This window comes from Paracoccus isoporae (genome assembly GCF_900101865.1).
Classification (GTDB): domain Bacteria; phylum Pseudomonadota; class Alphaproteobacteria; order Rhodobacterales; family Rhodobacteraceae; genus Paracoccus; species Paracoccus isoporae.
Window position 1 is genome coordinate 59,463 of the sequence record NZ_FNAH01000002.1, and the last position, 23,655, is coordinate 83,117.

A 23,655-nucleotide genomic window follows, 5' to 3' on the forward strand; every position below is an offset into this window, starting at 1 on the left:
CACACTGAATACTGGTATCGAATTCTACCGGAAATCCCTTTATTCGTGAGGCGCAATTGCTTCGATCTCCGAATTAACCTGACCTTATTTGCAGCTTGACCAACCGTCAAAAATCCTGAGAGTTTCAGGAAACTGCCGGAGAAGTTTAGATGCAGATCATTAAAGAGACCGAAACACGCGACACCGATGCCGCGATCGGAACGATTTACGAGAGCACTATCTCCAATATGAAGGCGGATCCCAATACGCGGGTCAGTAAACTAGCCGAAAATATCCCGACGACCTCATATTTGCATGCCCAACCACAGTTTTACTGGGATTATGACTATTATCTCGCCAGCTTGGAAAAAGGCGCCAGCTACAGACTTGATATCGAACTTCCCGGGTATATTGCCCCCGAAATCGACAGCTTGGTGACAGTCGGTCCGGTCCGCGTGGATGTATGGTATGACGACCCGAACCGGTCGACCGCCGGTCAGCGCATCATGCATGGCGACAGCGCGTCGCGGGACCGGTTCAACGGCGATTTCGGAAGGACGCTGGAATTCACTGCCGAAAATGCCGGCGATTACTATTTCAAGCTCGGGTCCTATATTGCAATTTCCGTCGAGGATTCTCAGGGGGAATACCAGACCGTCTCCGGCACACATGAATATGGCGTCACATTGGTCAAGACCCGCGAAGCGCTGCCCGATATGTCCGGCCCGGACCGGCTTGTGGGAAATGTGAAGGGCGAAGTTCTGGAAGGCGGCGAGGGCGATGATACCTATATCGTCTCTGCCAGGGGCGTACGTGTGGTCGAAGGGCCTCGCGAAGGCACGGACAGTGTGTTTTCCTCGGTCGACTTCTGGATGGGGTCGTATCTTGACGATCTTAGCCTGACCGGCAGCAAGGCAGTGACGGGCGCGGGCAACGACATGCACAATGTCATCGCGGGCAACCAGATCGGCAATATCCTCAAGGGCAAGGACGGCAATGACACGCTGAAAGGCTGGGGCGGCGATGACCGGCTGGAGGGCGGCAGAGGCGCCGACAAGATGTTTGGCGGCAAAGGCAATGACCGCTATCTCGTCGATGACCTGGACGACAAGGTGATCGAGGCACCGGGCGCCGGCATCGACACGGTGGTCGCCACGACCTATCACCAGCTTGGCGGCCATGTCGAGAACCTGATCCTGCGGGCTGACTGGGGCATCGACGGGGACGGAAATTCTCAGGACAACCGGATCGAGGGCACGTCTGGCGATAACGAACTGCGCGGTGCGCCGGGCGATGACACGCTGATCGGCTGGGGTGGGGACGACCGGTTGCATGGCGGCTGGGGTGCGGACAAGATGTTCGGCGGAAAGGGCGACGACACCTACTTCGTGGATAATGTCGGCGACAAGGTGATCGAGGCACCACATACCGGCGAAGACACGGTCTATTCCCAGGTGAGCTACACGCTCGCGCAGTCGCTCGAACATCTGGGTCTGGAAGGTCTGCGCGAGATCAACGGCACCGGGAATGCCAAGGCGAACCAGATCACCGGCAATGACGTCAGCAACCTGCTCTCGGGGCTGGGCGGAAATGACGAGCTGTGGGGCCATCGGGGTCACGACACGCTGCGCGGCGGCGCGGGCAATGATGAGATCCATGGCGGGGACGGGCGCGACGTGCTGATCGGCGGCCATGGTGCAGATCATCTTGAGGGCGGTGCCGGGGCCGACCGGTTCGTCTTTGCCGGGAATGACGGCCGCGGGAACGACATCTGGGATTTCGAACCCGGGGTGGACAAGATCGTCATCACCAGCGGCGCGCGGAGCTTCGCGGACATCGACACAGTAGGTCGGATGGTCGAGATCGAATCGGCAGCTTGGAATCTGAGCATCAGGATGAGCTACGCCGACGAGGTGGCCAGCAAGGGCTACGAAATGTCAGCCGATGATTTTATCTTCGTCTAGTGGCGGCGCGGGACAAAATATCCTCCCCGTTCACTGCGAGGCCGAGCTTTAAGCATCGCGACGATTAACCGTATATAATCGCGTAATTCTTTGTTATGACATGATAAAGTCGCGTCGCCCCAAAGGAGAGCACCATGACCGTGAACAAGCCGTCCGTGACGCGGTCCTTTTCCAGGGGCCCTGACGCGACCTCTATTATCGTGATGGCCGGGCCAGCGGCCGAACCCGCGATGCAGGGCATGGTGAACCCCGGCATCCGCGTGTCGGAAATGCCCTTTCCGCTACCGCCGTATAAGGCTGCGCCTTCAGATCAGCGTCAGGCAGATATCGCCGACATCAGGCCGATCCTGGTGGCCCATATCAATCCTGAAGCCGTCATGCCACCGCCCGTTGTGCCGGATCACATTATTGCCGGTGACGACGGTCCGAATACTCTGATCGGGGACGGCGCCACCCCGCTGCATGGTGGAAAGGGCGATGATCTCTACATCATCACCGGCCCGGAAAGATTTATGAGCGCGGTGGAATGGGTTGGTGAGGGCATCGATACTGTCATTGCCGAAGTGGACTATGAGATGTCGGGTTACTACGAGATCGAGAACCTGACTCTGGCCGGTCCTGAAGCCGTGACAGGCATCGGAAATAATCTGAATAATGTCATCACCGGAAACCTGAACGACAATGTTCTGCTGGGCAAGCACGGCAAAGACACGCTGAAAGGCTGGGGCGGCGATGACCGTCTGGATGGCGGGCCGGGCCCGGACAAGATGTTCGGCGGCAAGGGCGATGACCTGTATATCGTCGGTCATGCCGGGGACAAGGTGATCGAGGCGGCAGCTTCAGGCACTGACACCGTCATCTCATGGGCCGATTATCAGCTTGGCGGCCATGTCGAAAATCTGATCCTGCGCGGTTTTGGGAAGATCGACGGCACCGGAAATCATCAGGATAACGATATTTCGGGCACTGAAGAAGCCAATATCCTGCGTGGGCTTCCCGGCGACGACACACTGAAAGGCTGGGACGGGGATGACACGCTCGATGGCGGCTGGGGTGCCGACAAGATGTTCGGTGGACAGGGCGATGACCGCTATATGGTGGATGACATCGGCGACCGGGTGATCGAGGCGCCGGGGACTGGCACCGACACGGTGCTATCCTCGGTGAGTTTTCGGCTCTCGGCGTCAGTGGAAAACCTGCATCTGGTCGGGCCGAAGCCGATCAGCGGCTCGGGCAATGCCGCGGGCAATATGATGAGCGGCAATCACGCCGCGAATATCCTGAAAGGCCATGACGGGGCCGACTCGATCAGCGGGCAGGGCGGGTTCGACCGGATCGTCGGCGGCAAGGGCAATGATCTGCTCAATGGCGGGGCCGGGCGCGACACATTCGTGTTCTTCCAGAATGACGGGCGCGACGTGATCCAGGATTTCACCATCGGGGCCGATCTGATCGAGTTCAGGACCGGCGGCGGCCGTTTCGACGATCTGACGATCAGCCAGCAGGGCAATAAGGCGGTGCTGGCCTTCGCCGGCAGTACGGTGGTGCTGAATGCTGTGAATGCCGACGATCTGGACGCGGGCGATTTTCTGTTCTTCTGAAATCCAGCTTGTATCGGCGGCCTGTTTTTTCGCAGGGCAACACCGCGCCGCGTCGCGGATGAGCCTTAATCTCACCGGTTGAGCGGCTGACACATGCCGGATGTCGGTTGTCCGGCTAGAGGCACGCGGCCGCGATCTTCATAAGGCGGGTAACTACCTGTCTTATTATATAATTCAAATTTTTTCCGGTCTGAGGTAAGCCTCTCCCAAAAGTTGTGGAGGGCGGTATGCGCATTATCAAGGAAACTCCGGACGAAGATCTCTACGGCCATCCGGTCCCGCCTGACGGCGAGGAAGCGGTGAAGCTGACTGCGCCCGGCAGCACGCGGCCGCTCGGTCGGCTGACCGAGGGTGAGCTGACCACCGGATATGTCCACGACACCACTTTTAAGGGGCTGAAGAGCTTCGATTATGATACCTTCGTCCTGGATCTGGATGCGGGTGACACCTATCAGATCGAGTACAAGACCGACAATATTGAGCTGCAAAACGTTATCAGGGGATTCTGGCTGCAGGAAAGTAATCCCGCGCCTTTGAGTTTTTTCGCGATAATTATGAATGGCCTTGGCGGCAATTATTCCTACGACGACTTCCTCCCCGTCCCCGGCACGCCGATGCTGACGGAAGAGTTTACCGCGCCGCGCAGTGGCCGGTATGTCCTGCAAGTCAGACAGTTTCCTGTGATTGAGTTAAGCCGAACAGCGGACGACGAATATCCGACACCCTACACGCTCAAGCTGAAAAAAACCAATGACGTGACGCCCTGGTCGGTCAAGAAGACGATCAAGGACGGCGATTATATCGCCACATTATCGGCGGGTGAGCGTATCCTGCCGGCGGGCGTGCCAGTGGAAATCAGCATGACCTTCAACGGGGCCGATATTTCGCTGGACTCGATCTGGCCGCTGCTCGCGGGGTCATTCTCTTCGACAAGCAGTTCAAATAATGGCGATATTACCATCACCGCGAAACTTGTGCCCGAAAAGACCGTCAAGCTGAGCGATGTGCTGGCGGTCAAGATCCTTGCCGATTCGGGTGTCGATCAGATCTACCTTTCCTCGGTGGATATCGGGAACTCGGATTTCCCCGGCTCCGAGCCGGTGGAGGTTCCGTCCGATATGCGTGATCCCGATCAGCGCACTGAGACGCCGGCGGAACCGACTGACGGCGATGACGGGCATCAGGAAGACACGTATCGCGACGACAGTATCGGCGACGCCCATCCGAACACGCTGACCGGTACGACGGCAGGCGAATGGCTGGAAGGCGGCGATGGCGATGACCTCTATAATATCTCGGCCAGGGGCGTTCGCGTTGTTGAGGGAGCCGACGGAGGCGAGGATACGGTCTATTCCTCGGTGAATTTCTGGATGTATGACAATCTCGAGAACCTGTCACTGACCGGTCGGACCGCCGTGACCGGGGCGGGCAACGGATTGGACAACGTGATCGCCGGCAATGATCGCGGCAATATCCTCAAGGGCAAGGCCGGGGATGACACGCTGAAGGGCTGGGGCGGCGATGACCGGCTGGAGGGCGGCGCCGGGGTCGACAAGATGTTCGGCGGCAAGGGCAATGACCGCTACCTGGTGGACCATGCCGGCGACAAGGTGATCGAGGCGCCGGGCGCGGGGATCGACACGGTGGTCGCCTCGACCAATTACCAGCTCGGCGGGCATGTGGAGAATCTGATCCTGCGCAGCCCCGGCCCGGTCAATGGCGCCGGGAACTACCAGGCCAACAAGATCGAGGGCACGGAGGGCGTGAACCTGCTGCGCGGCCTGCCCGGCAACGACACGCTGATCGGCTGGGGCGGGGACGACACGCTCGATGGCGGCTGGGGGGCCGACAAGATGTTCGGCGGCAAGGGCAATGACCGCTATGTCGTGGACAATCTCGGCGACCGCGTGATCGAGGGGCCGCAGACCGGCATCGACACGGTGCTCTCCTCGGTGGATTTCCAGCTCTCGGCGGCGCTGGAAAACCTGCATCTGGTGGGTCCGAACGCGGTCAGCGGCACCGGCAACGCCAAGGCCAACGTGATGAGCGGGAATCATGCGGCCAACCTGATCCGGGGCCATGAGGGTGCGGATGCGATCAGCGGGCAGGGCGGGTTCGACCGGATCGTCGGCGGCAAGGGCAATGATCTGCTGAATGGCGGGGCCGGGCGCGACACATTCGTCTTCTTCCAGAATGACGGGCGCGACGTGATCCAGGATTTCAAGATCGGCGCCGATCTGATCGAGTTCCGCACCATCGATGGCGGGAATTTCTCCGAACTTGGCATCAGCCAGCAGGGCGGCAAGGCGGTGGTGGCCTTCGGCGGCACGACGGTGGTGCTGAACGGCACAGCCTCGGGGCAGCTCGACGCGGATGATTTCCTGTTCGTCTGACGCGGCCGCGACGGGCTGCTGAAACGGAAAACGGGCGCCGCGCGGCGCCCGTTGTCATGCCGGGTATGGCCGGATTACATCCAGGCGCGGTCGCGGAACACGTATTGCGGGATCTGGTCGCGGCGGATTCCCAGCCGGGCGAGCTCCGCGTCCGATTTGGCGTAGAGCGCCTCGACTTCCTTGCTGCGGGACTGGGCCTCGGCCAGGCGCTCGAAGCTGCGGCCAATGCGGCTGAGCAGGGCGCCGAGCCGGTCGGAGAAGGTGATGGTGACGTTGCTGGTCTGGTCGGTCATGGAAAACCTCTGCATAATCTATGTCGAACGGTTTTCCTCCCTGTGGATGAAGCTAGGGGATGCTGCAGCGCAGCACCACTGCCGATGCTGCATGGCTGGGTTGCAACCCGGGGGATGCCGCGGTCCCGCCGGGTTGCGGCCCGGCCTGCCGGGGCTGCAATGGATTGGCCTTTCCCCCTGATGCGCAGAGGATTATACGGGCCGGGCATTCACGACCGCGGAAGGGAAAAGCATGGCCAATGTGGTGGTTGTCGGCGCGCAATGGGGCGACGAAGGCAAGGGCAAGATCGTCGACTGGCTGTCGGAGCGGGCAGAGATCATCGCGCGTTTCCAGGGCGGGCATAATGCCGGCCATACGCTGGTCATCGGGGACCAGGTTTACAAGCTGTCGCTGCTGCCCTCGGGCATCGTGCGCCAGGGCAAGCTGGCGGTGATCGGCAATGGCGTGGTGCTGGACCCGTGGTCGCTGTTTGCAGAGATCGACAAGCTGGCCGCGCAGGGCGTGCAGATCTCCACCGACAACCTGATCATCGCGGAAAACACGCCGCTGATCCTGCCGCTGCACCAGGATCTGGACCGGCTGCGCGAGGAGGCGGCGGGGGCGGCCAAGATCGGCACCACCGGGCGCGGGATCGGCCCGGCCTATGAGGACAAGGTGGGCCGCCGCGCCATCCGGCTGGCGGATCTGGGCGACGAGCAAACGCTGGATGCGCGTCTGGACCGGCTGCTGGCGCATCACGATGCGCTGCGCCAGGGCCTCGGGGCCGATCCGATCGACCGCGCGGCGCTCAAGGCCAGGCTGATGGAGGTGGCGCCGAAGCTGCTGGGATTCGCCGCCCCGGTCTGGAAGGTGCTGAACGAGGCCCGAAAGGGCGGCAAGCGGATCCTGTTCGAGGGCGCGCAGGGCAGCCTGCTGGATATTGATTTCGGCACTTATCCTTACGTCACCTCCTCCACCACCATGTCGGGGATGGCGGCGTCGGGCACCGGGCTGGGACCGAGCGCCATCGATTTCGTCCTCGGCATCGTCAAGGCCTACACCACCCGCGTCGGTGAAGGTCCGTTCCCGACCGAGCTCAACGATGCGGATGGCCAGAGGCTGGGCGAGCGGGGCCATGAATTCGGCACCGTCACCGGGCGCAAGCGGCGCTGCGGCTGGTTCGACGCGGTGCTGGTGCGCCAGACCTGCGCGATATCCGGTGTGAACGGCATCGCGCTGACCAAGCTGGACGTGCTGGACGGGTTCGAGACGCTGAAGATCTGCGTGGGCTACGAGATCGACGGTGTGAGCTATGACTACCTGCCGACGGCCGCGGCGCTTCAGGCCAAGGTCACGCCCATCTACGAGGAGCTGGAGGGCTGGCAGGAATCCACCGAGGGCGCGCGAAGCTGGGCCGATCTGCCGGCGGCGGCGATCAAATATGTCCGCCGGGTCGAGGAGCTGATCCAGTGCCCGGTGGCGCTTCTGTCCACCAGCCCCGAGCGCGACGATACCATCCTGGTCACCGATCCCTTCGCGGATTGAGACCCGCGCGCGCCACAGGCGGGGCACCGGTCGGGCCGGTGACATTTCCCCGCCAGGCGCTATGCTGTCCGGCGAAAGGATACCCCAATGGATCTCAAGACCCGCAAACGCCTGTCTCTGCTGATCCTGCTTCTGGGTCTGCCGGGCTATATCGTCGTGGCCTGGGTGGCGCTCGCCTGGGTGAATGACCGCTTCGGGCGGCTGCCGATCTGGGCGGAGTTCCTGCTGATCGTGGTGCTGGGCATCATCTGGATCCTGCCCTTCAGACGCGTTTTCACCGGCATCGGCAAGGGCGAGGAGTGAGCGCGACGCTGGCCCGGACGCCGGGCGGGGTGACGCTGATCGGCGGCGGCGCGGTGGCGCGCGCCGATCTGGAACAGGCGCTGCGGCGCGCGCCGTTGCTGGTGGCCGCGGATGGCGGTGCCGATCTGGCGCTGTCCTTCGGGCACATGCCGCAAAAGGCGATCGGGGATTTCGATTCCATCTCGGACGCGGCGCGCGCGGCGCTCGGCGCCGACCGGCTGATCCATGTGGCCGAGCAGGACAGCACCGATTTCGGCAAGGCGCTGAGCCGGATCGAGGCGGGTTTCGTGCTGGCGGTGGGGTTTGCCGGGCGGCGGCTGGATCACACGCTGGCGGCGCTGAACGTGATGGTGCGGCACAGGGCACCGCCCTGCATCATGCTGGCGGGCGAGGATGTCGCCTTTCTGGCTCCGCCGCTGCTGGAACTCCCGCTTGCCGCCGGCACGCGGGTCTCGCTGTTTCCGATGGGTCCGGCCCGCGCGGAAAGCACCGGGCTTCGCTGGCCGGTGGATGGCATCGCATTTGCGCCGGACGGGCGCGTCGGCACCTCGAACGAGGCGACGGGGCCGGTGCGCCTGACCAGCCGGGGGCCGCTCATCGTGATGCTGCCGCAGGATTGCCTGGATCAGGCGCTGACGGCGATCACCGCTCCCATGTCCGCCTGAGCACGTCGATCCAGTTTCGCCAGGCGATCTTCTCAATCAGCTCCGCGCCATAGCCATGCGCGCGCATCGCCTCCAGCAAATTCGGCAGGGCGGCCGCGTCTTGCAGGTCATTCGGCATCAGCGCACCATCGAAATCCGAGCCGAGCGCGACGCCATTTTCGCCCAGTATTTCAATCATATGGTCCAGATGTCTCAGGTAAGGATCGAAGCCGTCAAAGCGCAACCGGCAGCCATCCGGGCGCACGAAACCCGCCGCGAAGTTCAGCCCCACCACGCCGCGGCTGTCGGCGATCAGCCGCAACTGCGCATCGGTCAGATTGCGGGTCGAGGCGCTGACGGCATGAGCGCCGGAATGGGTGGAGACGAGCGGCGCGCCGCTGATCCGGGCCACGTCCTCCACCCCCCTGGCATTCAGATGCGCCAGATCGACCAGGATGCGCAGCCGGTCGCATTCCTCGATCAGCCGCTTGCCGGCATCGGTCAGGCCCGGCCCACGATCGGGATCGGCCGGGAAGGCGAAGGGCACGCCATGCCCATAGGCGTTGATCCGCGACCAGACCGGCCCGAGCGAGCGCAGCCCGATCCGGTGCCACAGATGCAACATGTCGGGATCGGCCACCCCCTCGGCCCCTTCCATATGCAGGATCGCGGCGATGCGGCCGGCCTGCTTGGCGGCGATGATCTCGTCCACGCTGCAGCAGATCGACAGCGCGCCATCCCGCTCCATCGCCACCAGGCGGGCGGCGAGGCGCAGCATATGGGCGGTGGCGGCATCGGGATCAATGGGCTGATCCAGCGGCACCGCGTAGGGCGGGGTTTCCTGCCGCGCATGCCAATCCGTGCCGGAGGGATCGGGCGGCGAGGGCGCCCACAGCGCGAAGAACCCGCCGAACACCCCGCCCCGCCGCAGCCGGGGCAGATCGATATGCCCGCTGCCATCGCCGTCGCGCCAGATTGCCAGCGGATCGGGCCGATCCGCCAGCAGACGTTGCAGAAAGTCGTTATGGCCGTCGAAAACCGGGATCATGGGCGCTCCGTCGCGTTTCGCCGCGATGCTGCGATATCGCGCTGCTGCCCGCAACCCGCTTTGCCGCCCGCATTTTCCGTGGCAGGCTGACCCCAGCCATATCGAGGGAGAGGCACATGCCCCAGATTCGCCATGATTTCGACGGCCAGACCGTCATCACCACCTTCGAGGTCACGCCGGGGACCGCCCATGACCTGCTGGACCGGCTGACCGATGCCTGGGAGCAGGTGATCTCCAAACAGCCCGGATTCGTCGGCGGGGCGGTGCATCTGAACGACGCCCAGACCCGCATCGCCACCTATTCGCAATGGCACACGCGCGGCGATTACCAGGCCATGCTGCGCACCGAGGAGATGCGCGAGCGTAACCGCGTCATCAACCAGCTTTGCCGCAGTTTCGAGCCGGTGATGTATGAGGTGCAGTCGGTGTTCGAGGCATGATTCAGGCGCAAAATCGCCTCGCAAACCCGGCAACGCACCGCTAGGATCGCCCGAAACCAGCAAGGGGGCAGGCATGGCCGGACGCATCATCACCGTCGCGCAGCAGAAAGGCGGCTCCGGCAAGACCACGCTGGCGGCCAATCTGGCCGTCGCGATGCGGGGGCGCGGGCTCAGCGTGGCGCTTGTCGATACCGATCCGCAAGGCAGTCTCGGCCGCTGGTTCATGGAGCGGATGGGGCGGATGGGCGAGGATGACGGGCTGGAATTCTCGACCTCCTCGGCCTGGGGGGCGTCTTACGAAAGCGACAAGCTGAAAAGGCGTTTCGACGTGGTCATCATAGACACCCCGCCCAAGATCGACAGCGACCTGCGCCCGGCCTTGAGGGTCGCGGATCTGGTGGTGGTGCCGGTCGCGTCGAGCCAGGTGGATCTGTGGGCGACCGAAGGGGTGCTGGACCTGGCGCGGCGCGAAAAGGCGCCGGTCATGGTGGTGCTGAACCGGGCGCGGCCCAACACAAGGCTCGGGGCGGAGGTGGCGCAGAACGCCGCTGAGCTGGGAGCGGAGGTGGCGGAGGTCCAGATCGGCAACCGCGTGGCCTATGCCGAGACGCTGGGGCAGGGGCTTTCGGTCGGTGAACGCAGCGATGCACGTCCCGCCCGCGACGAACTCGACCGCCTTACCGAAGAGGTGCTGGCGCAGCTTGGCTGATCGGCGCGGGGAACTTTCCGGTCACGAGATTGCTTCCGGTTATAGTTCGGCCTGCACCGCCATACATGGCGGGGCTGTCGTCGCCGAGTTAGAGGGGGAAGACGCTTATGAGTTTGCTTATGAGGGGCGGAATGGCATTCGCGCCGCTACTGGTGGTCGCCTGCACCGTCACTCCGGGAGAGGATGTCACCGCCACGGAACCGGAGCCGGCGGCCGATGCGAGCGATCCGTGTGGCGCTGCGGCGTATCAGCAATATGTCGGCCAGCAATCTCCGCAGATCACCTTGCCGGCCGGGACGCTGTATCAGCAATATGGGTTCCGGCCTGCCGATAACCCGGATGGCTCGGTCAACGTGCAAACGACCGACCTGAACCCGTCTCGTCTGAATTTCAGATTTGACCGGACGGGCAGGTTGCTGGACGTCACCTGCGGATAGGGGTGGACCGGGCGGGCTGCAAGGACGATGCCCTGAGTTTGGCCTTGATCGGTTATCTTTGGCCTGCCACCGGCGGATCGAAGGGCGCGGTCAGTTCGACAGAGCCGTCCTGTTTGTCATGGATGCAGACGATCCGCTCGCTGCCCTCGTCCGGCAACGGCACTGTCAGGAGCGCAACGCCGTAGCTTTCGGAGCCGAACGGGTTCACCTCGATCTCGGCCTCCTCCCGCAGAGGCGCATCCAGGGCCGACAGGCAGCGTTCCTGCGTCTGCGTACGGAATTCCTCCCATGCGTCGGGGGATGATGCATGCGCCGCGACCGGGAGGGCTGCGGCGGCGAGGGCCAAGGTCAGAAGTGTCGGGTATGTCATGGTGCCTCTCCTTGCGTTCGGGTCTCAACGCGCTCTGCCAATCACGGTGGCATCATATTCGCGGCATCGGCGTTGACCGGATGCGGATGCTGCTGTCTGCTGTCAATGAAAGGATGATCCATCATGCGCAAGCTTGCCCTGATCCTGCCCGTCGCCGCCATGCTGTCGGCTTGTGCGCCACCCGCGCCCGGCAGCGGCCTGCCCGATCGCTGCGGACCCGAATACGACATGCTGCCGGGGCGGAATGTGGGCGAATTTACCTTCCCGCCCGGCCTGCCGCATCGGGTCATCCAGCCCGGCGCCATGGTCACGCAGGATTACAGCCCGGCGCGGCTGAACGTGTATGTCGATGACAAGGGATTTATCGAGCGGGTGAGCTGCGGCTGACGGCAGGGGCGGATCACCGCCGCCGCTTCGAGCGCTTGTTGCCGCCACGCTGCCCGGCACGTCCGGCGGTCGAACGCCCCGATCTGCCCACCGCGGCCTCCGCCGCCTCCTCGATGACCGATTGCCGGGCCAGCGGGTCGTCGGACACGGCCAGATCCACCGCCTCCAGCCGCTTGACCTCGTCGCGCAGCCGCGCGGCCTCCTCGAATTCCAGGTTCTCGGCGGCCTTGCGCATCTGCGCGCGCAGCGCATCCAGATGGGCGGCAAGGTTGGATCCTACCATCGGCTTGTCGATCTTGGTGGTGACGCGGGACTGATCCGTGTCGCCCTGCCACAGCCCGGCCAGCACATCCTCGACATTCTTGCGCACGGTCTGGGGCGTGATGCCGTGTTCCTCGTTATAGGCGATCTGCTTGGCGCGGCGGCGGTCGGTCTCGGCAATGGCGCGTTCCATGCTGCCGGTCATGTTGTCGGTATACATGATGACCCGCCCATCCGCGTTCCGCGCCGCGCGGCCGATGGTCTGGATCAGAGAGGTCTCGGAGCGCAGGAAGCCCTCCTTGTCCGCATCGAGGATCGCGACAAGACCACATTCAGGAATATCAAGACCTTCGCGCAACAAGTTGATGCCCACAAGCACGTCAAACGCGCCGAGCCGCAGGTCGCGCAGGATCTCTATTCGCTCGATCGTGTCGATATCGGAGTGCATATAACGGACCTTGATGCCCTGTTCGTGCAGATATTCGGTCAGATCCTCCGCCATCCGCTTGGTCAGGGTGGTCACCAGCGTGCGCATCCCGGCGGCGGTGACCTTGCGCACCTCGTCCAGCAGATCATCGACCTGCATCTCGACCGGGCGGATCTCGACCTGCGGATCGAGCAGCCCGGTGGGACGGATCACCTGTTCGACGAACACCCCGCCGGTCTGATCCAGCTCCCATTCCTTGGGCGTGGCGGACACGAACACGGACTGGGTGCGCATCGCGTCCCACTCCTCGAATTTCAAGGGCCGGTTGTCCATGCAGGAGGGCAGGCGGAACCCGTGCTCGGCAAGAGTGAACTTCCGCCGGTAGTCGCCGCGATACATGCCCCCGATCTGCGGCACGCTGACATGGGATTCATCCGCGAAAACGATTGCATTATCCGGGATAAACTCGAACAGCGTGGGCGGCGGCTCACCCGGCGCGCGGCCGGTCAGATAGCGGGAATAGTTTTCGATCCCGTTGCAGACGCCGGTGGCCTCCAGCATCTCCAGATCGAAATTCGTCCGCTGCTCCAGCCGCTGCGCCTCTAGCAGCTTGCCCTCATCATTGAGCTGCTCCAGCCGGGTCTTCAGCTCCTGTTTGATGCCCTTGATGGCCTGCTGCATGGTCGGGCGGGGCGTGACATAGTGGCTGTTCGCATAGATGCGGATCTGCTTGAACTCGTCGCTTTTCGCGCCGGTCAGCGGGTCGAATTCGGTGATCTTTTCAAGCTCCGGCCCGAAGAAATCGAACCGCCAGGCCCGGTCCTCCAGGTGGGCCGGCCAGACCTCGACCACATCGCCGCGCACCCGGAACCCGCCGCGCTGAAAGGCGGCGTCGAGGCGGCGATATTGCTGCGCGACGAGCTGGCCGATGAATTCGCGCTGATCGTACATCTGGCCAACAACCATATCCTGCGTCATCGCCGAATAGGTCTCGACCGAGCCGATGCCGTAGATACATGACACCGAGGCCACGATGATCACATCGTCGCGTTCCAGAAGAGCCCGCGTCGCGGAATGGCGCATCCGGTCGATGGCCTCGTTGATCTGGGATTCCTTCTCGATATAGGTGTCCGAGCGCGGCACATAGGCCTCTGGCTGGTAGTAATCGTAGTAGGATACGAAATATTCAACGGCATTATCGGGGAAGAACCCCTTGAATTCGCCGTATAATTGCGCGGCCAGCGTCTTGTTCGGGGCAAGGATGATCGCCGGGCGCTGTGTCTCCTCGATCACCTTGGCCATGGTGTAGGTCTTGCCGGTGCCGGTCGCCCCCAGCAGAACCTGATCGTGGTCGCCGTCCCGCACGCCCTGCGACAGCTCCGCAATCGCCGTCGGCTGATCGCCCGCCGGCTGGAATTCGGTCTGCATGACGAAACGCCGGCCGCCTTCCAGCTTCGGTCGGGTGACCTCCGGGAAGCGGGCGACCGGCGCGTTGGTGTTGTTATGACCCATGAGATCCCCGCGGCGAGAGTTCCGGTGGTGTTCGCATACCAGATCGGGTCTCGCCGCGAAAGTTCAAGCCTCAGCCCGCGGCTTCGGTGACGACCGCGCAGCCGAGCCGCCCGCCGGCATCCCCGCTGGGTTGCGAGCGGTAATCGTCCGAGGCTTCGTGGATCACGAAGGCGGTGCCGTCATCGTCGGCCACCAGATCTTCGGTCAGACCCGGCACGAAATAGGTCAGGCTGATCTCGCCGCTGTCTGGCACGGTGATGTTCGGCATGTCGCCCGGATGCGGCCCGTTCTGAGCCATCACGCCGTGATCCATGTCGCCCGCAAGATGGTCGCCCGCGGAATCGAACGGCGCCTCGCACATGCCGGTCTGGTGGAAATGCACGGCATGTTCACCGGCCGGAACCCCGGTGAATGAGATGTCCACCACGGCGAGACCCGAGGCAGAGAAGGACAGCTCGACCGCGCCGATCTGGGCGCCTTCGGCATCGGAGATGGTGGCGGAGTGGGCCGGGGCGGCGTCGGTCCCCATCCCGGCCGCTGCGCCGCCGGGTTCGGTCTCGGCGGTGTCGGAGCCGCTCATCGCCCCGGAGTCGGCGCCCGTGTCGGAGCCGCTCATCGTCCCAGGGTCGGCGTCGGTGTCGGTGCCGCTCATGCTGCCGGTCGCATCCTGTCCCGCCGCACCGTCACTGTCGGTGGTGACGGACTCCGCTTCGGGCATATCGGATGCCGCCGCCTCGGCGTCCTCGGTCTGGGCGAGGGCGGCCCCGCCGCTCAGCATCGCGGCGGCCAGCAGGCCGCAGATTCCGGTGGTAATGCGCATCTGAATTCCTCCTCCTGCTCGAAATATCGTCAGGCGCGATTGCGGCAGGATCTCGGCAAGCGCGCCGCACCCGACCAACGTGCCGCGGCGGTCTTCGTTCCTCGGCAGTTCCTCCCAGGCTCTTGCGCGCCGCCAGCCAGTATCGGATAACCGGGCAAGATCACGGCACAGGAACCAGCCCATGCGAGTCCGCATCTATCAGCCCGCCCGCAACGCCATGCAGTCCGGCACGGCCCGCAGCCGCAACTGGGTGCTGGAATTTCCCCATGCCGATGCGCGCGACATCGATCCGCTGATGGGCTGGACGAGTTCCGACGACACCCAGTCGCAGGTCAGGTTGCGGTTTTCGACGCGCGACGAGGCCGAGGCTTACGCCAAGGAGAAGGGGCTCGACTATGTCGTGCTCGATCCGCAGAAGCGGGCGCAGAATATCCGTCCCCGCGGATATGGCGAGAATTTCGCCAATGACCGGCGGGCGCCTTGGACGCATTGACAATCGGTCCGGCGGATCCGCTGGACACGCGTCTCGACCTGCTCTTTGCCCGCCACACCGAATTCTGCCACGCCGACACGCCGCCCGAATCCATCCACATGATGGACCGCGCCGCGTTGCGTGCGCCCGGCATCACCTTTCTGGCCGCCTTTGCGGGGCTGCGGGCCATCGGCATGGGGGCGGTGAAGGATCTCGGTGCCGGTCTGGCCGAACTGAAATCCATGCATGTGCTGCAAGAGGCGCGCGGCGGCGGTGCGGCGCGGCAGCTTCTGGCGGCGCTGATCGACACCGCGCGGCAGATGGGCGCCGCGACCCTGGCGCTTGAGACCGGCGCGCAGCCCAGCTTCGCACCCGCGCGGGCGTTCTACCGCCGCAACGGGTTCTGCGATTGCCCGCCTTTCGGCAGCTACGGGCATGACCCGATGAGTGCGTTCATGCGCCGGGATCTGTCCGGCGCCTGATCGCCCGGCGGGTTTCCGCTTGCCTTTCAGGCCAAGCTAACAGCGTTAACTTATGTTTTCTTGCGTGCCTGTCCGGTTCTGGATAGGCCAATCAGACATATTACCTGAACGTGTGGCGACACCGTTCCGTTCAATTTTAGCGCCCCAAGTTGTCCATGGGGCACCGTTTCCAATCGGCCCGCCAGGGCAGACTTTGCGAGTGTATTTTATGGCACGCATTCCCGGCACCAGTGGCAATGACAACCTCTCCGGCGACCAGAACGGAGCTCCCGAGAACGACACGATCGAGGGCTTCGCAGGCAATGACACGCTCCGTGGTCTTGGCGGGGCTGATAGCGTGCTTGGTGGCGATGGCGGCGATTACCTCGAAGGAAACGATGGCAACGACACACTTCGAGGTGGTCTCGGCAACGATCAAATCCGTGGAGGCGAAGGGGCGGATTCGCTGTTCGGCGATGAAGGTAACGACTACCTCATCGGCAATGCTGGCAACGATGTCATCTCTGGTGGAGCAGGTATCGACCTTGTTCTTGGAAACGAGGGAGATGACAATATCGACGGTGGTGCCGGGGTCGACGACATCTATGGCGGCATCGGTAATGATACAATCGCGGGTGGTGCCGATAACGACCTGATCCTCGGCGACGCCGGTAATGACAGCCTGTCGGGCGGTGACGGAAATGACAAGATATCCGGCGGCGGCGACTCGGATCTGATCTATGGCAATGCCGGGTCCGATACGCTTTCAGGAGATGCGGGCAACGACGAAATTTTTGGTGGAGCCGGCGATGACTCTATCAATGGAGGCTCTGGCAACGACCGAACTGGCGGTCAGGAGGGAAACGACTATATCGATGTCGGCGAGGGCGACGACATTGGCTTTGCCAACTCTCAAACAGGATTCCTTTATACCAACAATGGCGGCGAGGGCGACGACACCATGTATGGCCGCGGCGGCAGCGATGTGCTGTCGGGCGATGATGGTGCCGATCAGATCTATGGCGGAGACGGAGACGACTCCGTTCTCGCGGGCGGGCAGGGCTATTACGGCGAATACGGGCTGATCGGCGGGGCCGGGACGGACACGGTGGTGGGCGAGGGCGGAAACGACCTCGTTATCGGCGGCACCGAGGCGGACAGCGTGGATGGCGGGACCGGAAACGATTTCATCGTCGGCGGCTCGTATAATCCCAACGGCTCGGCCAAGAACACCCATGTCGCAGACAGTGCGACCGATACGCTCACCGGCGGCGACGGGTTCGACACGTTCCTAGCCGAGACCGGCGACATCATCACGGATTTCAACAATGCCACCGGCGGAGACGCCAATAACGGCGATATCGCGGCCGGCACCGGGCAGGGCGACAATGATTTCGTCGATCTGAGCGGCTATTACAATCAGGCCAACCTGGAAGAGATCAACGCGCAGCGCGTCGCCGCGGGCCAGTCGCCTTACGGCAACCCGCTGCAATGGATGCGGGCCGACCAGGCCGACGGCACGCTGAATGATCTGACGGCGCTCGGCCAGGATTTCACCTTTACCATCCGCAATGGCGGCAGCGCCGTGCAGGGATCGGAGTTGACCTGGGACAACACCAACGTCATCTGCTTCGCGGCCGACACACGGATTGCCATCGCCAGCGGGCGCGACTGCGCGGCGGTTGATCTTTCCGTGGGCGACATGGTGGTGACGCAGGATTGCGGCTGCCAGCCCGTTCGCTGGGTGGGCAAGCGGCATCTCGACGCGCGGACGCTTGCGGACAACCCCCATCTCGCCCCGATCCGCATCCGCGCCGGTGCGCTCGGCGCCGGGCTGCCGGTCGCGGATCTGATGGTGTCGCCGCAGCACCGGATGCTGGTCCGTTCCAAGATCGCGCAGCGCATGTTCGGCGCGATGGAGGTGCTGGTGGCCGCCAAGCAGCTTTGCCAGGTCGAGGGGATCGATGTGGCGACGGACATGACCGAGGTGACATACGTCCACCTGCTGTTCGACGATCACCAGATCATCACCGCCAACGGCGCGGCCTCGGAATCGCTGCACACCGGCAGGCAGGCCATGCGCTCCGTCGGCGATGCGGCGCTTGACGAGATCCTGACGCTGTTTCCCGAATTGCGAGACGGGGCCGAGCGGCCGACCGCGCGGCTTTGCGCCTCGGGCCGGATGGGTCGCAAGCTGGCGGTGCGCCATGTGCAAAACCGAAAGCCGCTGTTGCAGTAATCTGGATCGGCGCGCGCGGCCTTGCCATTTGAGATTGCGGATCGCGGCGATTTCGGCCATCAACAGCGCCGCGCGGGCTCGTAGCTCAACTGGATAGAGCAGGGACCTTCTAAGTCCAAGGTTGAGGGTTCAAGTCCTTCCGGGCCCGCCATCGTCAAGGAACGGTCTTTCATGGGCACCCCAAGCATCGACGCGGAACCAGCCGCCGGGACCGTCCGTATTGAAACCGCGCCTGCACGTCCCAATTCTGTCGGGCGCATCAACCCGGGAGGCGCCGCATGGCCTGGTGGTCCAGATCCCAACTCCGCTCCACCTGCCGCTCGCTTGCGGCAGCTATGCTGGGCGTGTCGGCCGGAGCAAACGGCGCTGCGGCCGACAATGCGCGGGTCACGCGGGAAAGGGCGATGGTCGACGGGCGCGAGATGCAGGTGTTCCAGTATCGCCCGCAGGGCTGCGCCGCGCCCGCCATCCTGATGATCTTTCACGGCAACAGCCGCACCGCGGAACAATATCTGGAGGCCGCGATCCCCCTGGCCGAGCGCGGCTGTTTCTCGCTCTACGCGCCGCTGTTCGACCGGGACCGGTTTCCGAACTGGTCCTATCACCGCGGCGGGGTGGTGGATGACGGTGCATTGCGGGACGAGGATGACTGGACGGTCGAACTGGTCGATGAGCTGATCGCATGGGCGCGCGCGCAGGAGGGGCGGCCGGATGCGCCCAGCTATCTCTTCGGCCATTCGGCGGGCGGCCAGTTCCTGTCGCGCGCCGCGGCCTATGCCATGCCCAAGGGGGTGGAGCGGATCATTCTGGCCAACCCCTCCACCTATGTCCTGCCCAGCCTGGAGGAGAAGGTGCCCTATGGCTATGGCGGGTTCGACGATCCGGGCGAGGCGGCGGGCTGGATGCGCGACTACCTGGCCGCCCCGATCACCATCTATCTGGGCGATGAGGATACCGGCAGCGAGGATCTGACCATGACGGAGCCCGCCACCCGGCAGGGCGACAACCGCTTCGACCGGGGCGAGACGACATTTCGGCGCGCGCAGCAGGCGGCGGAGGCGCGTGGCTGGCGTTTCAACTGGTCACTGGTGGAGGCGCCGGATGTGGGCCACAGCGCGCGCGGCATGTTGCAGGCCGATGAGATGGTCGAGGCGCTCGGGTTCTGATCCGTCATTGTGCCGGGACTGTCTGGCCAAAGGTCGATCGGCCGCCCGCCATGGAATCACGCAAGTCGCCGCTGGCCCGCATCCGGGTGGTGCGGCACGTATCTGCGGGTTGCCACGATGCGGGAGTGCGGTTGCGCAAATATCGGCAAATATCCGCCGATCCCTGGGCGGGGCGGGCGGAAATCGGCCTGTCTGCCGCGCTGTTGACTGAGAAGACACCGCGTCGACGACTGGTGGACCCAGAAATTTCGGCGGATCGCCTGCGCAGATAAACCGGGCAGTCGATTTTCTCATCCCTGCCACGCCATGTTTTCCACCGTCAAAACCGTCAGAATTTCTTCATCTGGATTTTACGCAATTACGACGTGTTTTCGCAGATGCCGAAAATGCGATTCCGTCTTGTGGCAAGCAGTAATTGAATTGTGCCGCTCAACCGGCTGCAAACAAGTTGCATTTAATGGCCGGTTTTCGCGGGGTGCGAGAATTTCGCGGTTGATCCTATCGGGCTGATTTCAACCCGGAAACTGCGCGTTGCAATCGCGTAATTCCGGTTGTTAACCATAACCATGACGTTGCCGGGGGGATACTCTGGGTGATGGTCTGTAGTTATGGTTCGAGGTTGCATTATGCGTCATGTCGCGGTCAGCAAGGCGCGGATTTCCCGCGCGAAACGTGCATTCAGCACCAGGCGGGTGCCGCGAAAGGCCTACAAGACGCTGCTGCAGGGCGAATTGAGTCCGGCGCCCGGCGATCTGGTCCTGGCGCGGATCGACGAGATCGGAAAACACACCAAGCTGGAACTGACCGACGGCCGCCGTGCGCATATGTTTCCAGGCGATGAAATCATCGTCTGTTTCGGAAACCGTTATGCGCCGGATCAGTACGAGGCGCAGATCGGCCCGGATCTGGCACCCTGCGATCTGGTCGCGGCGGGCGGCATCGCCTCGCTGGAAATCTCGCGCCATCAGCGGATGAAGCCGCCGACCCAGATCACCCCGATTGGCATTCTGGGTGATGCGGCGGGGCGACGGCTCAATCTGCGGCAGTTCGGCGTCGACGCGCCCGAAACCGCGCCCGCGATCCCGGCCGTGCTGTCGCTCGGCACCTCGATGAACGCGGGCAAGACGCTGACCGCCACCTCGCTCGTGCGCGGCTTCAAGCGGCTGGGGTTCCGGGTGGCGGCGCTGAAGATCACCGGCACGGGCGCGGGCGGCGATATGTGGATCGTGCGCGATGCGGGGGCCGATCTGTCGCTGGATTTCACCGATGCGGGCCACGCCAGTACCTATCTTGTCAGCATCCCGGAGATCGAGGACGCGACCTGCCGGCTGATGAACCACGCCGCTGCAGAGGGCTGCGACGTGGCGGTGATCGAGATTGCCGACGGGTTGCAGCAACTCGAAACGGCGCAGCTCATCCATAGCGGGCGCATCATGGAGTTTACCATCGGGACGGTCTTCGCCGCCTATGACGCGATGGGGGCGAAATACGGTTTCGACATGCTGGGGCAGGCCGGCCACGACGTGCTGGGCCTCAGCGGCCGTCTGGGCCGCTCGCCGCTTGGCGTACGCGAGGCGGAGGCGGCCACGGGGCTGCGCGTCTATTCGCCCTGGGAGTTGCAGGAAGGCGCGCTGATGATGGCGATCCGCGACCGCGCCGCGCGGGCGGCGCTGCGCGGCGGGCCCATGCAGCCGGCGCTGCGCAAGATTGCCGATGCGGTGGTGCCGGCGCAGGTCGCGCTAGGCAATCTCGTGCCGATGGGGATGGGCATGGCGGAGGCGAACCGGCTGGGCATGTCCGGCACCGCCATCGCGCGCGAGATCCTTGATCTCGCCGCCCATCACGTGATGGAGGAGGAGGCCGACCGGATCTGCGGCGTCGCTTACCGCGCCCGCGACCGCAAGCGGCGCGACTGGCGCAACGGGTTCCGCCGCCAGGACTGGATGACCGATTTCGGGGTGATCGAGCTGAGCGTGCCACGGCTGAAGCACACGGCCTATATGCCGGGCTTCGTCGAAACCGCCACGGTGCCGGTGGCGGCGGTGCGCGCCGTGCTGGATGCGGGGCTCGAGGATCTGGAGGACGCGACCGGGGCGCTGCTGGCGGCCCTGTCGCGTTCCCGGCGCGGGCGTGGCGACATCTCGGAGCTGGTGGGGCGCATCGCCACCATCCTGTTCGCGGTCCGGATGCAGGGCCGGCCCATGCCGGGTCCGGCGGAACGGCCGGCCTGGCCGCTCTCCTCTCCGATCGAGAATGAGGGGCTGGACGATGACGAATACCTGGACGACGCCACCGGCGCCGCCGGGGGGCTGGAGGGCGATTACGAGGGCGGCGGCATCGGCGCGGCCTTCCAGCGGATCGCGGCGGCGGAATGAGGCGGCAGCGGGTGCTGCGCCGCAAGCGGCCATGAGGCGGGTGCGGCAGGGCAGGCGGCCGGTGTCGCGGGCGGCGTTGCCGGCCTGCCTCCGGCGGCCGGGGGCGGGCTGATGGCCAGGCGGCGGAAAGCCGGGACGGTGTCGCCGATGCAGGCGGCCTGGCGCGCCTCGCGCCCCGGTCTGTGCATGCTTGCGATCTTCACCGCCTGTTTCAACCTGCTGAAATTCGCCATGCCGCTCTACCTGATCCAGGCGCTCGACCGGGTGCCGGCCAGCCGCAGCTTCGAGACCTTGGTGATGCTCACCGTCATGGTGGTGATCGCCGTGTGCTGCGGCATGGCGCTCGACGTGCTGCGGCGGCGGATGCTGGTCCGGTGGGGGGTGTGGATCGAACGGCTCTTCGGCCCACAGATGGTCGGACGCGGGCTGGCCGATGCCAGCAGCCCCGACCAGGCCGCCGAGATCACCGAGTCGCTCGGCTATGTCGGCAAGCTGCGCAGCTTCGTCTCCGGCCCGATGGTGACCTGGCTGGACCTGGTGTTTGCCCCGCTCTTCTTCCTCGGCGTGTTCCTCATCCACCCGCTGCTCGGCCTCATCGCGCTCGGGGCGCTGTTGCTGCTGCTGATCGTCGGCGTGCTGAGCGACATGCTGACCCGCGACGCGCGGCGCGCCTCGGGCAGTGCCTACCGCGAGCAATCGGCGCTCGTGCAGGCCGCGGGGCAGAACAAGGAGAGCGTCGGCGCCTTCTCGATGGGGGCGGCGCTGACCGAACGCTGGCGGCGCACCGCCTCGGCCCGGCTGGACGAAAAACAGCAGATCGACGACCGGCAGATCCTGTTCAAGACGCTGCGCCGCGGGATCGGGCAGTTCCTGCGCATCGCCATGATCGCGGTGGGTGTCTGGCTGGTCGTCATCGGCACGCTGAGCTTCGGCGGCATCTTTGCGGCCCGGATCATGTCGGGCTTCGGCTATTCGCTGGCCAATGACGCGATCAGCAATTACCGCAATCTGCGCGAGACGCGGACCGCCTATGCCGCGGTGAAGAAACGGCTCGCGGACGAGGCGCAGGCGGGCGCCTCGGTCCAGGCCGACACGCGCCGCGCGCCGCTGATCCTCGACCAGATGAGCTTCCGACAGCCCGGAGAGCGGTCCTATCTGTTCAACCGCCTGTCGCTGAGCCTGAAACCGGGCGAGGTGCTGGTCGTCAACGGCACCGCCGGGACCGGCAAGACCACCCTGTCGCGCCTGCTGGTGGGTGTGCTGAGCCCGCGCGAGGGACAGATCCGGCTGGGCGACGTCGAGTTGTCGCGCCTGCCTGCGGCGGAGCGGGCCGGCATCATCGGCTTCATGCCGCAGCATACGGAGCTGTTCGCCGGCACCGTGCGCGAGAACATCGCCCGGATGGACGAGGGCAGCTTCGATGACGTGGTCGATGCGGCCAGGCTGGTCGGCATCCATGACCAGATCGTGCGGCTCCCGGACGGGTATGACACGCTCATCACCGGGACGACCTTCGGCATGTCGGGCAGCGAGCGCAAGCGCATCGCGCTTGCCCGCGCCTTCTACCGGCGGCCGCGCATCATCGTGCTGGACGAGCCGTCGGCCAATCTTGACAGCCCGTCGCGGCGGCTGCTGGAGGCGGCCGTGGCGCAGCTCAAATCCGAGGGGGCGTCGATCATCATCACCCAGTCCATCCACTCTGCCCAGATCGCGCGCATGGCCGACCGCTTCCTGATCCTCGGCGGCCGGCGCGCGCATGAGGTGACGGAGAATACCGGCCGCGACACCCAGATCCGCGCCCGCGATCATCTCAGGAGCGTGACCTGACC

The 23,655-nt window shown here is 64.4% G+C and carries 22 protein-coding genes and 1 tRNA gene; 18 read left to right on the plus strand and 5 right to left on the minus strand.

Translation table 11 applies throughout. From position 1 onward, the window contains the following. Positions 1 to 413: 413 nt before the first annotated feature. From BLT73_RS03930 to BLT73_RS03940, 3 genes are all read left to right on the plus strand, one after another. Positions 414 to 1,943 carry a calcium-binding protein gene (locus BLT73_RS03930; protein WP_176804891.1) on the plus strand — a complete coding sequence of 510 codons (1,530 nt, stop codon included), beginning with the start codon at positions 414 to 416 and terminating at the stop codon, positions 1,941 to 1,943. Between the two features lie 134 nt (positions 1,944 to 2,077). Beyond that, positions 2,078 to 3,544, plus strand: coding sequence for a calcium-binding protein (locus BLT73_RS03935; RefSeq protein WP_143025619.1), 1,467 nt, complete (start codon positions 2,078 to 2,080; stop codon positions 3,542 to 3,544). A 227-nt stretch (positions 3,545 to 3,771) separates the two neighbouring features. After that, positions 3,772 to 5,937, plus strand: a complete 2,166-nt coding sequence (locus tag BLT73_RS03940) for a calcium-binding protein (RefSeq protein ID WP_090521122.1) — start codon at positions 3,772 to 3,774, stop codon at positions 5,935 to 5,937. Between the two features lie 74 nt (positions 5,938 to 6,011). On the opposite strand, the gene BLT73_RS03945 is transcribed toward BLT73_RS03940, so the two are convergent. Further along, entirely contained in the window at positions 6,012 to 6,230 is a 219-nt protein-coding gene (locus tag BLT73_RS03945) for a hypothetical protein (RefSeq protein WP_090521123.1), read from the minus strand. A gap of 232 nt (positions 6,231 to 6,462) precedes the next feature. Here BLT73_RS03945 and BLT73_RS03950 point away from each other — a divergent pair, with 232 nt between their 5' ends. The 3 genes from BLT73_RS03950 (at position 6,463) to BLT73_RS03960 (ending at position 8,723) form a co-directional block, all read left to right on the plus strand. After that, the gene (locus BLT73_RS03950) at positions 6,463 to 7,755 is read left to right on the plus strand and encodes an adenylosuccinate synthase (protein WP_090521124.1); all 1,293 of its coding nucleotides are present in this window, start codon (positions 6,463 to 6,465) and stop codon (positions 7,753 to 7,755) included. 87 nt (positions 7,756 to 7,842) lie between these two features. Next, entirely contained in the window at positions 7,843 to 8,058 is a 216-nt protein-coding gene (locus BLT73_RS03955; RefSeq protein ID WP_090521126.1) for a DUF2842 domain-containing protein, read from the plus strand. Continuing rightward, positions 8,055 to 8,723, plus strand: coding sequence for a thiamine diphosphokinase (locus BLT73_RS03960; protein WP_176804893.1), 669 nt, complete (start codon positions 8,055 to 8,057; stop codon positions 8,721 to 8,723). The genes BLT73_RS03955 and BLT73_RS03960 overlap by 4 nt, the downstream gene beginning before the upstream one ends. Here BLT73_RS03960 and BLT73_RS03965 read toward each other — a convergent pair. Continuing rightward, positions 8,701 to 9,750 (minus strand): dipeptidase, encoded by a 1,050-nt coding sequence (locus BLT73_RS03965; protein ID WP_090521128.1) that lies wholly within the window; start codon positions 9,748 to 9,750, stop codon positions 8,701 to 8,703. The genes BLT73_RS03960 and BLT73_RS03965 overlap by 23 nt on opposite strands. A gap of 116 nt (positions 9,751 to 9,866) precedes the next feature. Here BLT73_RS03965 and BLT73_RS03970 point away from each other — a divergent pair, with 116 nt between their 5' ends. The 3 genes from BLT73_RS03970 to BLT73_RS03980 all read left to right on the plus strand — a co-directional run bounded on the left by BLT73_RS03970 (position 9,867) and on the right by BLT73_RS03980 (position 11,336). Next, entirely contained in the window at positions 9,867 to 10,190 is a 324-nt protein-coding gene (locus tag BLT73_RS03970) for an antibiotic biosynthesis monooxygenase family protein (RefSeq protein ID WP_090521130.1), read from the plus strand. Positions 10,191 to 10,263: 73 nt separating this feature from the next. Further along, positions 10,264 to 10,899 carry a ParA family partition ATPase gene (gene parA, locus BLT73_RS03975; protein ID WP_090521132.1) on the plus strand — a complete coding sequence of 212 codons (636 nt, stop codon included), beginning with the start codon at positions 10,264 to 10,266 and terminating at the stop codon, positions 10,897 to 10,899. 131 nt (positions 10,900 to 11,030) lie between these two features. Continuing rightward, positions 11,031 to 11,336, plus strand: coding sequence for a hypothetical protein (locus tag BLT73_RS03980; RefSeq protein WP_090521134.1), 306 nt, complete (start codon positions 11,031 to 11,033; stop codon positions 11,334 to 11,336). 52 nt (positions 11,337 to 11,388) lie between these two features. Here BLT73_RS03980 and BLT73_RS03985 read toward each other — a convergent pair whose 3' ends face one another. Beyond that, positions 11,389 to 11,706 carry a hypothetical protein gene (locus BLT73_RS03985; protein WP_090521135.1) on the minus strand — a complete coding sequence of 106 codons (318 nt, stop codon included), beginning with the start codon at positions 11,704 to 11,706 and terminating at the stop codon, positions 11,389 to 11,391. A gap of 123 nt (positions 11,707 to 11,829) precedes the next feature. On the opposite strand from BLT73_RS03985, the gene BLT73_RS03990 reads away from it, so the two are divergent. After that, a complete protein-coding gene (locus tag BLT73_RS03990) occupies positions 11,830 to 12,093 on the plus strand; it encodes an I78 family peptidase inhibitor (protein ID WP_090521137.1) in 264 nt (87 codons plus the stop codon). Between the two features lie 13 nt (positions 12,094 to 12,106). On the opposite strand, the gene uvrB is transcribed toward BLT73_RS03990, so the two are convergent. Both uvrB and BLT73_RS04000 read right to left on the minus strand, forming a co-directional pair. Then, positions 12,107 to 14,293 (minus strand): excinuclease ABC subunit UvrB, encoded by a 2,187-nt coding sequence (gene uvrB / locus BLT73_RS03995; protein WP_090521138.1) that lies wholly within the window; start codon positions 14,291 to 14,293, stop codon positions 12,107 to 12,109. Positions 14,294 to 14,363: 70 nt separating this feature from the next. Next, entirely contained in the window at positions 14,364 to 15,113 is a 750-nt protein-coding gene (locus BLT73_RS04000) for a superoxide dismutase family protein (RefSeq protein WP_176804894.1), read from the minus strand. A 181-nt stretch (positions 15,114 to 15,294) separates the two neighbouring features. Here BLT73_RS04000 and BLT73_RS04005 point away from each other — a divergent pair, with 181 nt between their 5' ends. From BLT73_RS04005 to BLT73_RS04035, 8 genes are all read left to right on the plus strand, one after another. Beyond that, the gene (locus BLT73_RS04005) at positions 15,295 to 15,606 is read left to right on the plus strand and encodes an ETC complex I subunit (protein WP_090521849.1); all 312 of its coding nucleotides are present in this window, start codon (positions 15,295 to 15,297) and stop codon (positions 15,604 to 15,606) included. Then, positions 15,594 to 16,067, plus strand: coding sequence for a GNAT family N-acetyltransferase (locus BLT73_RS04010; RefSeq protein ID WP_245727056.1), 474 nt, complete (start codon positions 15,594 to 15,596; stop codon positions 16,065 to 16,067). The genes BLT73_RS04005 and BLT73_RS04010 overlap by 13 nt, the downstream gene beginning before the upstream one ends. A gap of 208 nt (positions 16,068 to 16,275) precedes the next feature. Continuing rightward, entirely contained in the window at positions 16,276 to 18,285 is a 2,010-nt protein-coding gene (locus BLT73_RS04015; RefSeq protein WP_176804896.1) for a Hint domain-containing protein, read from the plus strand. Between the two features lie 74 nt (positions 18,286 to 18,359). Continuing rightward, positions 18,360 to 18,436, plus strand: a tRNA-Arg gene (locus BLT73_RS04020). A gap of 127 nt (positions 18,437 to 18,563) precedes the next feature. Next, entirely contained in the window at positions 18,564 to 19,451 is an 888-nt protein-coding gene (locus tag BLT73_RS04025) for an alpha/beta hydrolase (RefSeq protein ID WP_143025620.1), read from the plus strand. A 50-nt stretch (positions 19,452 to 19,501) separates the two neighbouring features. Further along, positions 19,502 to 19,723 carry a hypothetical protein gene (locus tag BLT73_RS16955; protein WP_143025621.1) on the plus strand — a complete coding sequence of 74 codons (222 nt, stop codon included), beginning with the start codon at positions 19,502 to 19,504 and terminating at the stop codon, positions 19,721 to 19,723. Positions 19,724 to 20,077: 354 nt separating this feature from the next. After that, a complete protein-coding gene (locus tag BLT73_RS04030) occupies positions 20,078 to 21,826 on the plus strand; it encodes a transposase (RefSeq protein ID WP_176804898.1) in 1,749 nt (582 codons plus the stop codon). A 111-nt stretch (positions 21,827 to 21,937) separates the two neighbouring features. Next, positions 21,938 to 23,653 carry a type I secretion system permease/ATPase gene (locus BLT73_RS04035; protein ID WP_090521147.1) on the plus strand — a complete coding sequence of 572 codons (1,716 nt, stop codon included), beginning with the start codon at positions 21,938 to 21,940 and terminating at the stop codon, positions 23,651 to 23,653. Positions 23,654 to 23,655: the final 2 nt, after the last annotated feature.

Bases quoted from the DNA above. Each gene is read 5' to 3' on its own strand.
- BLT73_RS03935 (WP_143025619.1), top strand. From the start codon at position 2,078: ATGACCGTGAACAAGCCGTCCGTGACGCGGTCCTTTTCCAGGGGCCCT.
- BLT73_RS03940 (WP_090521122.1), top strand. From the start codon at position 3,772: ATGCGCATTATCAAGGAAACTCCGGACGAAGATCTCTACGGCCATCCG.
- BLT73_RS03945 (WP_090521123.1), bottom strand. From the start codon at position 6,230: ATGACCGACCAGACCAGCAACGTCACCATCACCTTCTCCGACCGGCTC.
- BLT73_RS03950 (WP_090521124.1), top strand. From the start codon at position 6,463: ATGGCCAATGTGGTGGTTGTCGGCGCGCAATGGGGCGACGAAGGCAAG.
- BLT73_RS03955 (WP_090521126.1), top strand. From the start codon at position 7,843: ATGGATCTCAAGACCCGCAAACGCCTGTCTCTGCTGATCCTGCTTCTG.
- BLT73_RS03965 (WP_090521128.1), bottom strand. From the start codon at position 9,750: ATGATCCCGGTTTTCGACGGCCATAACGACTTTCTGCAACGTCTGCTG.
- BLT73_RS03970 (WP_090521130.1), top strand. From the start codon at position 9,867: ATGCCCCAGATTCGCCATGATTTCGACGGCCAGACCGTCATCACCACC.
- parA (WP_090521132.1), top strand. From the start codon at position 10,264: ATGGCCGGACGCATCATCACCGTCGCGCAGCAGAAAGGCGGCTCCGGC.
- BLT73_RS03980 (WP_090521134.1), top strand. From the start codon at position 11,031: ATGGCATTCGCGCCGCTACTGGTGGTCGCCTGCACCGTCACTCCGGGA.
- BLT73_RS03985 (WP_090521135.1), bottom strand. From the start codon at position 11,706: ATGACATACCCGACACTTCTGACCTTGGCCCTCGCCGCCGCAGCCCTC.
- BLT73_RS03990 (WP_090521137.1), top strand. From the start codon at position 11,830: ATGCGCAAGCTTGCCCTGATCCTGCCCGTCGCCGCCATGCTGTCGGCT.
- uvrB (WP_090521138.1), bottom strand. From the start codon at position 14,293: ATGGGTCATAACAACACCAACGCGCCGGTCGCCCGCTTCCCGGAGGTC.
- BLT73_RS04000 (WP_176804894.1), bottom strand. From the start codon at position 15,113: ATGCGCATTACCACCGGAATCTGCGGCCTGCTGGCCGCCGCGATGCTG.
- BLT73_RS04005 (WP_090521849.1), top strand. From the start codon at position 15,295: ATGCGAGTCCGCATCTATCAGCCCGCCCGCAACGCCATGCAGTCCGGC.
- BLT73_RS04015 (WP_176804896.1), top strand. From the start codon at position 16,276: ATGGCACGCATTCCCGGCACCAGTGGCAATGACAACCTCTCCGGCGAC.
- BLT73_RS04025 (WP_143025620.1), top strand. From the start codon at position 18,564: ATGGCCTGGTGGTCCAGATCCCAACTCCGCTCCACCTGCCGCTCGCTT.
- BLT73_RS16955 (WP_143025621.1), top strand. From the start codon at position 19,502: ATGGAATCACGCAAGTCGCCGCTGGCCCGCATCCGGGTGGTGCGGCAC.
- BLT73_RS04030 (WP_176804898.1), top strand. From the start codon at position 20,078: ATGCGTCATGTCGCGGTCAGCAAGGCGCGGATTTCCCGCGCGAAACGT.
- BLT73_RS04035 (WP_090521147.1), top strand. From the start codon at position 21,938: ATGGCCAGGCGGCGGAAAGCCGGGACGGTGTCGCCGATGCAGGCGGCC.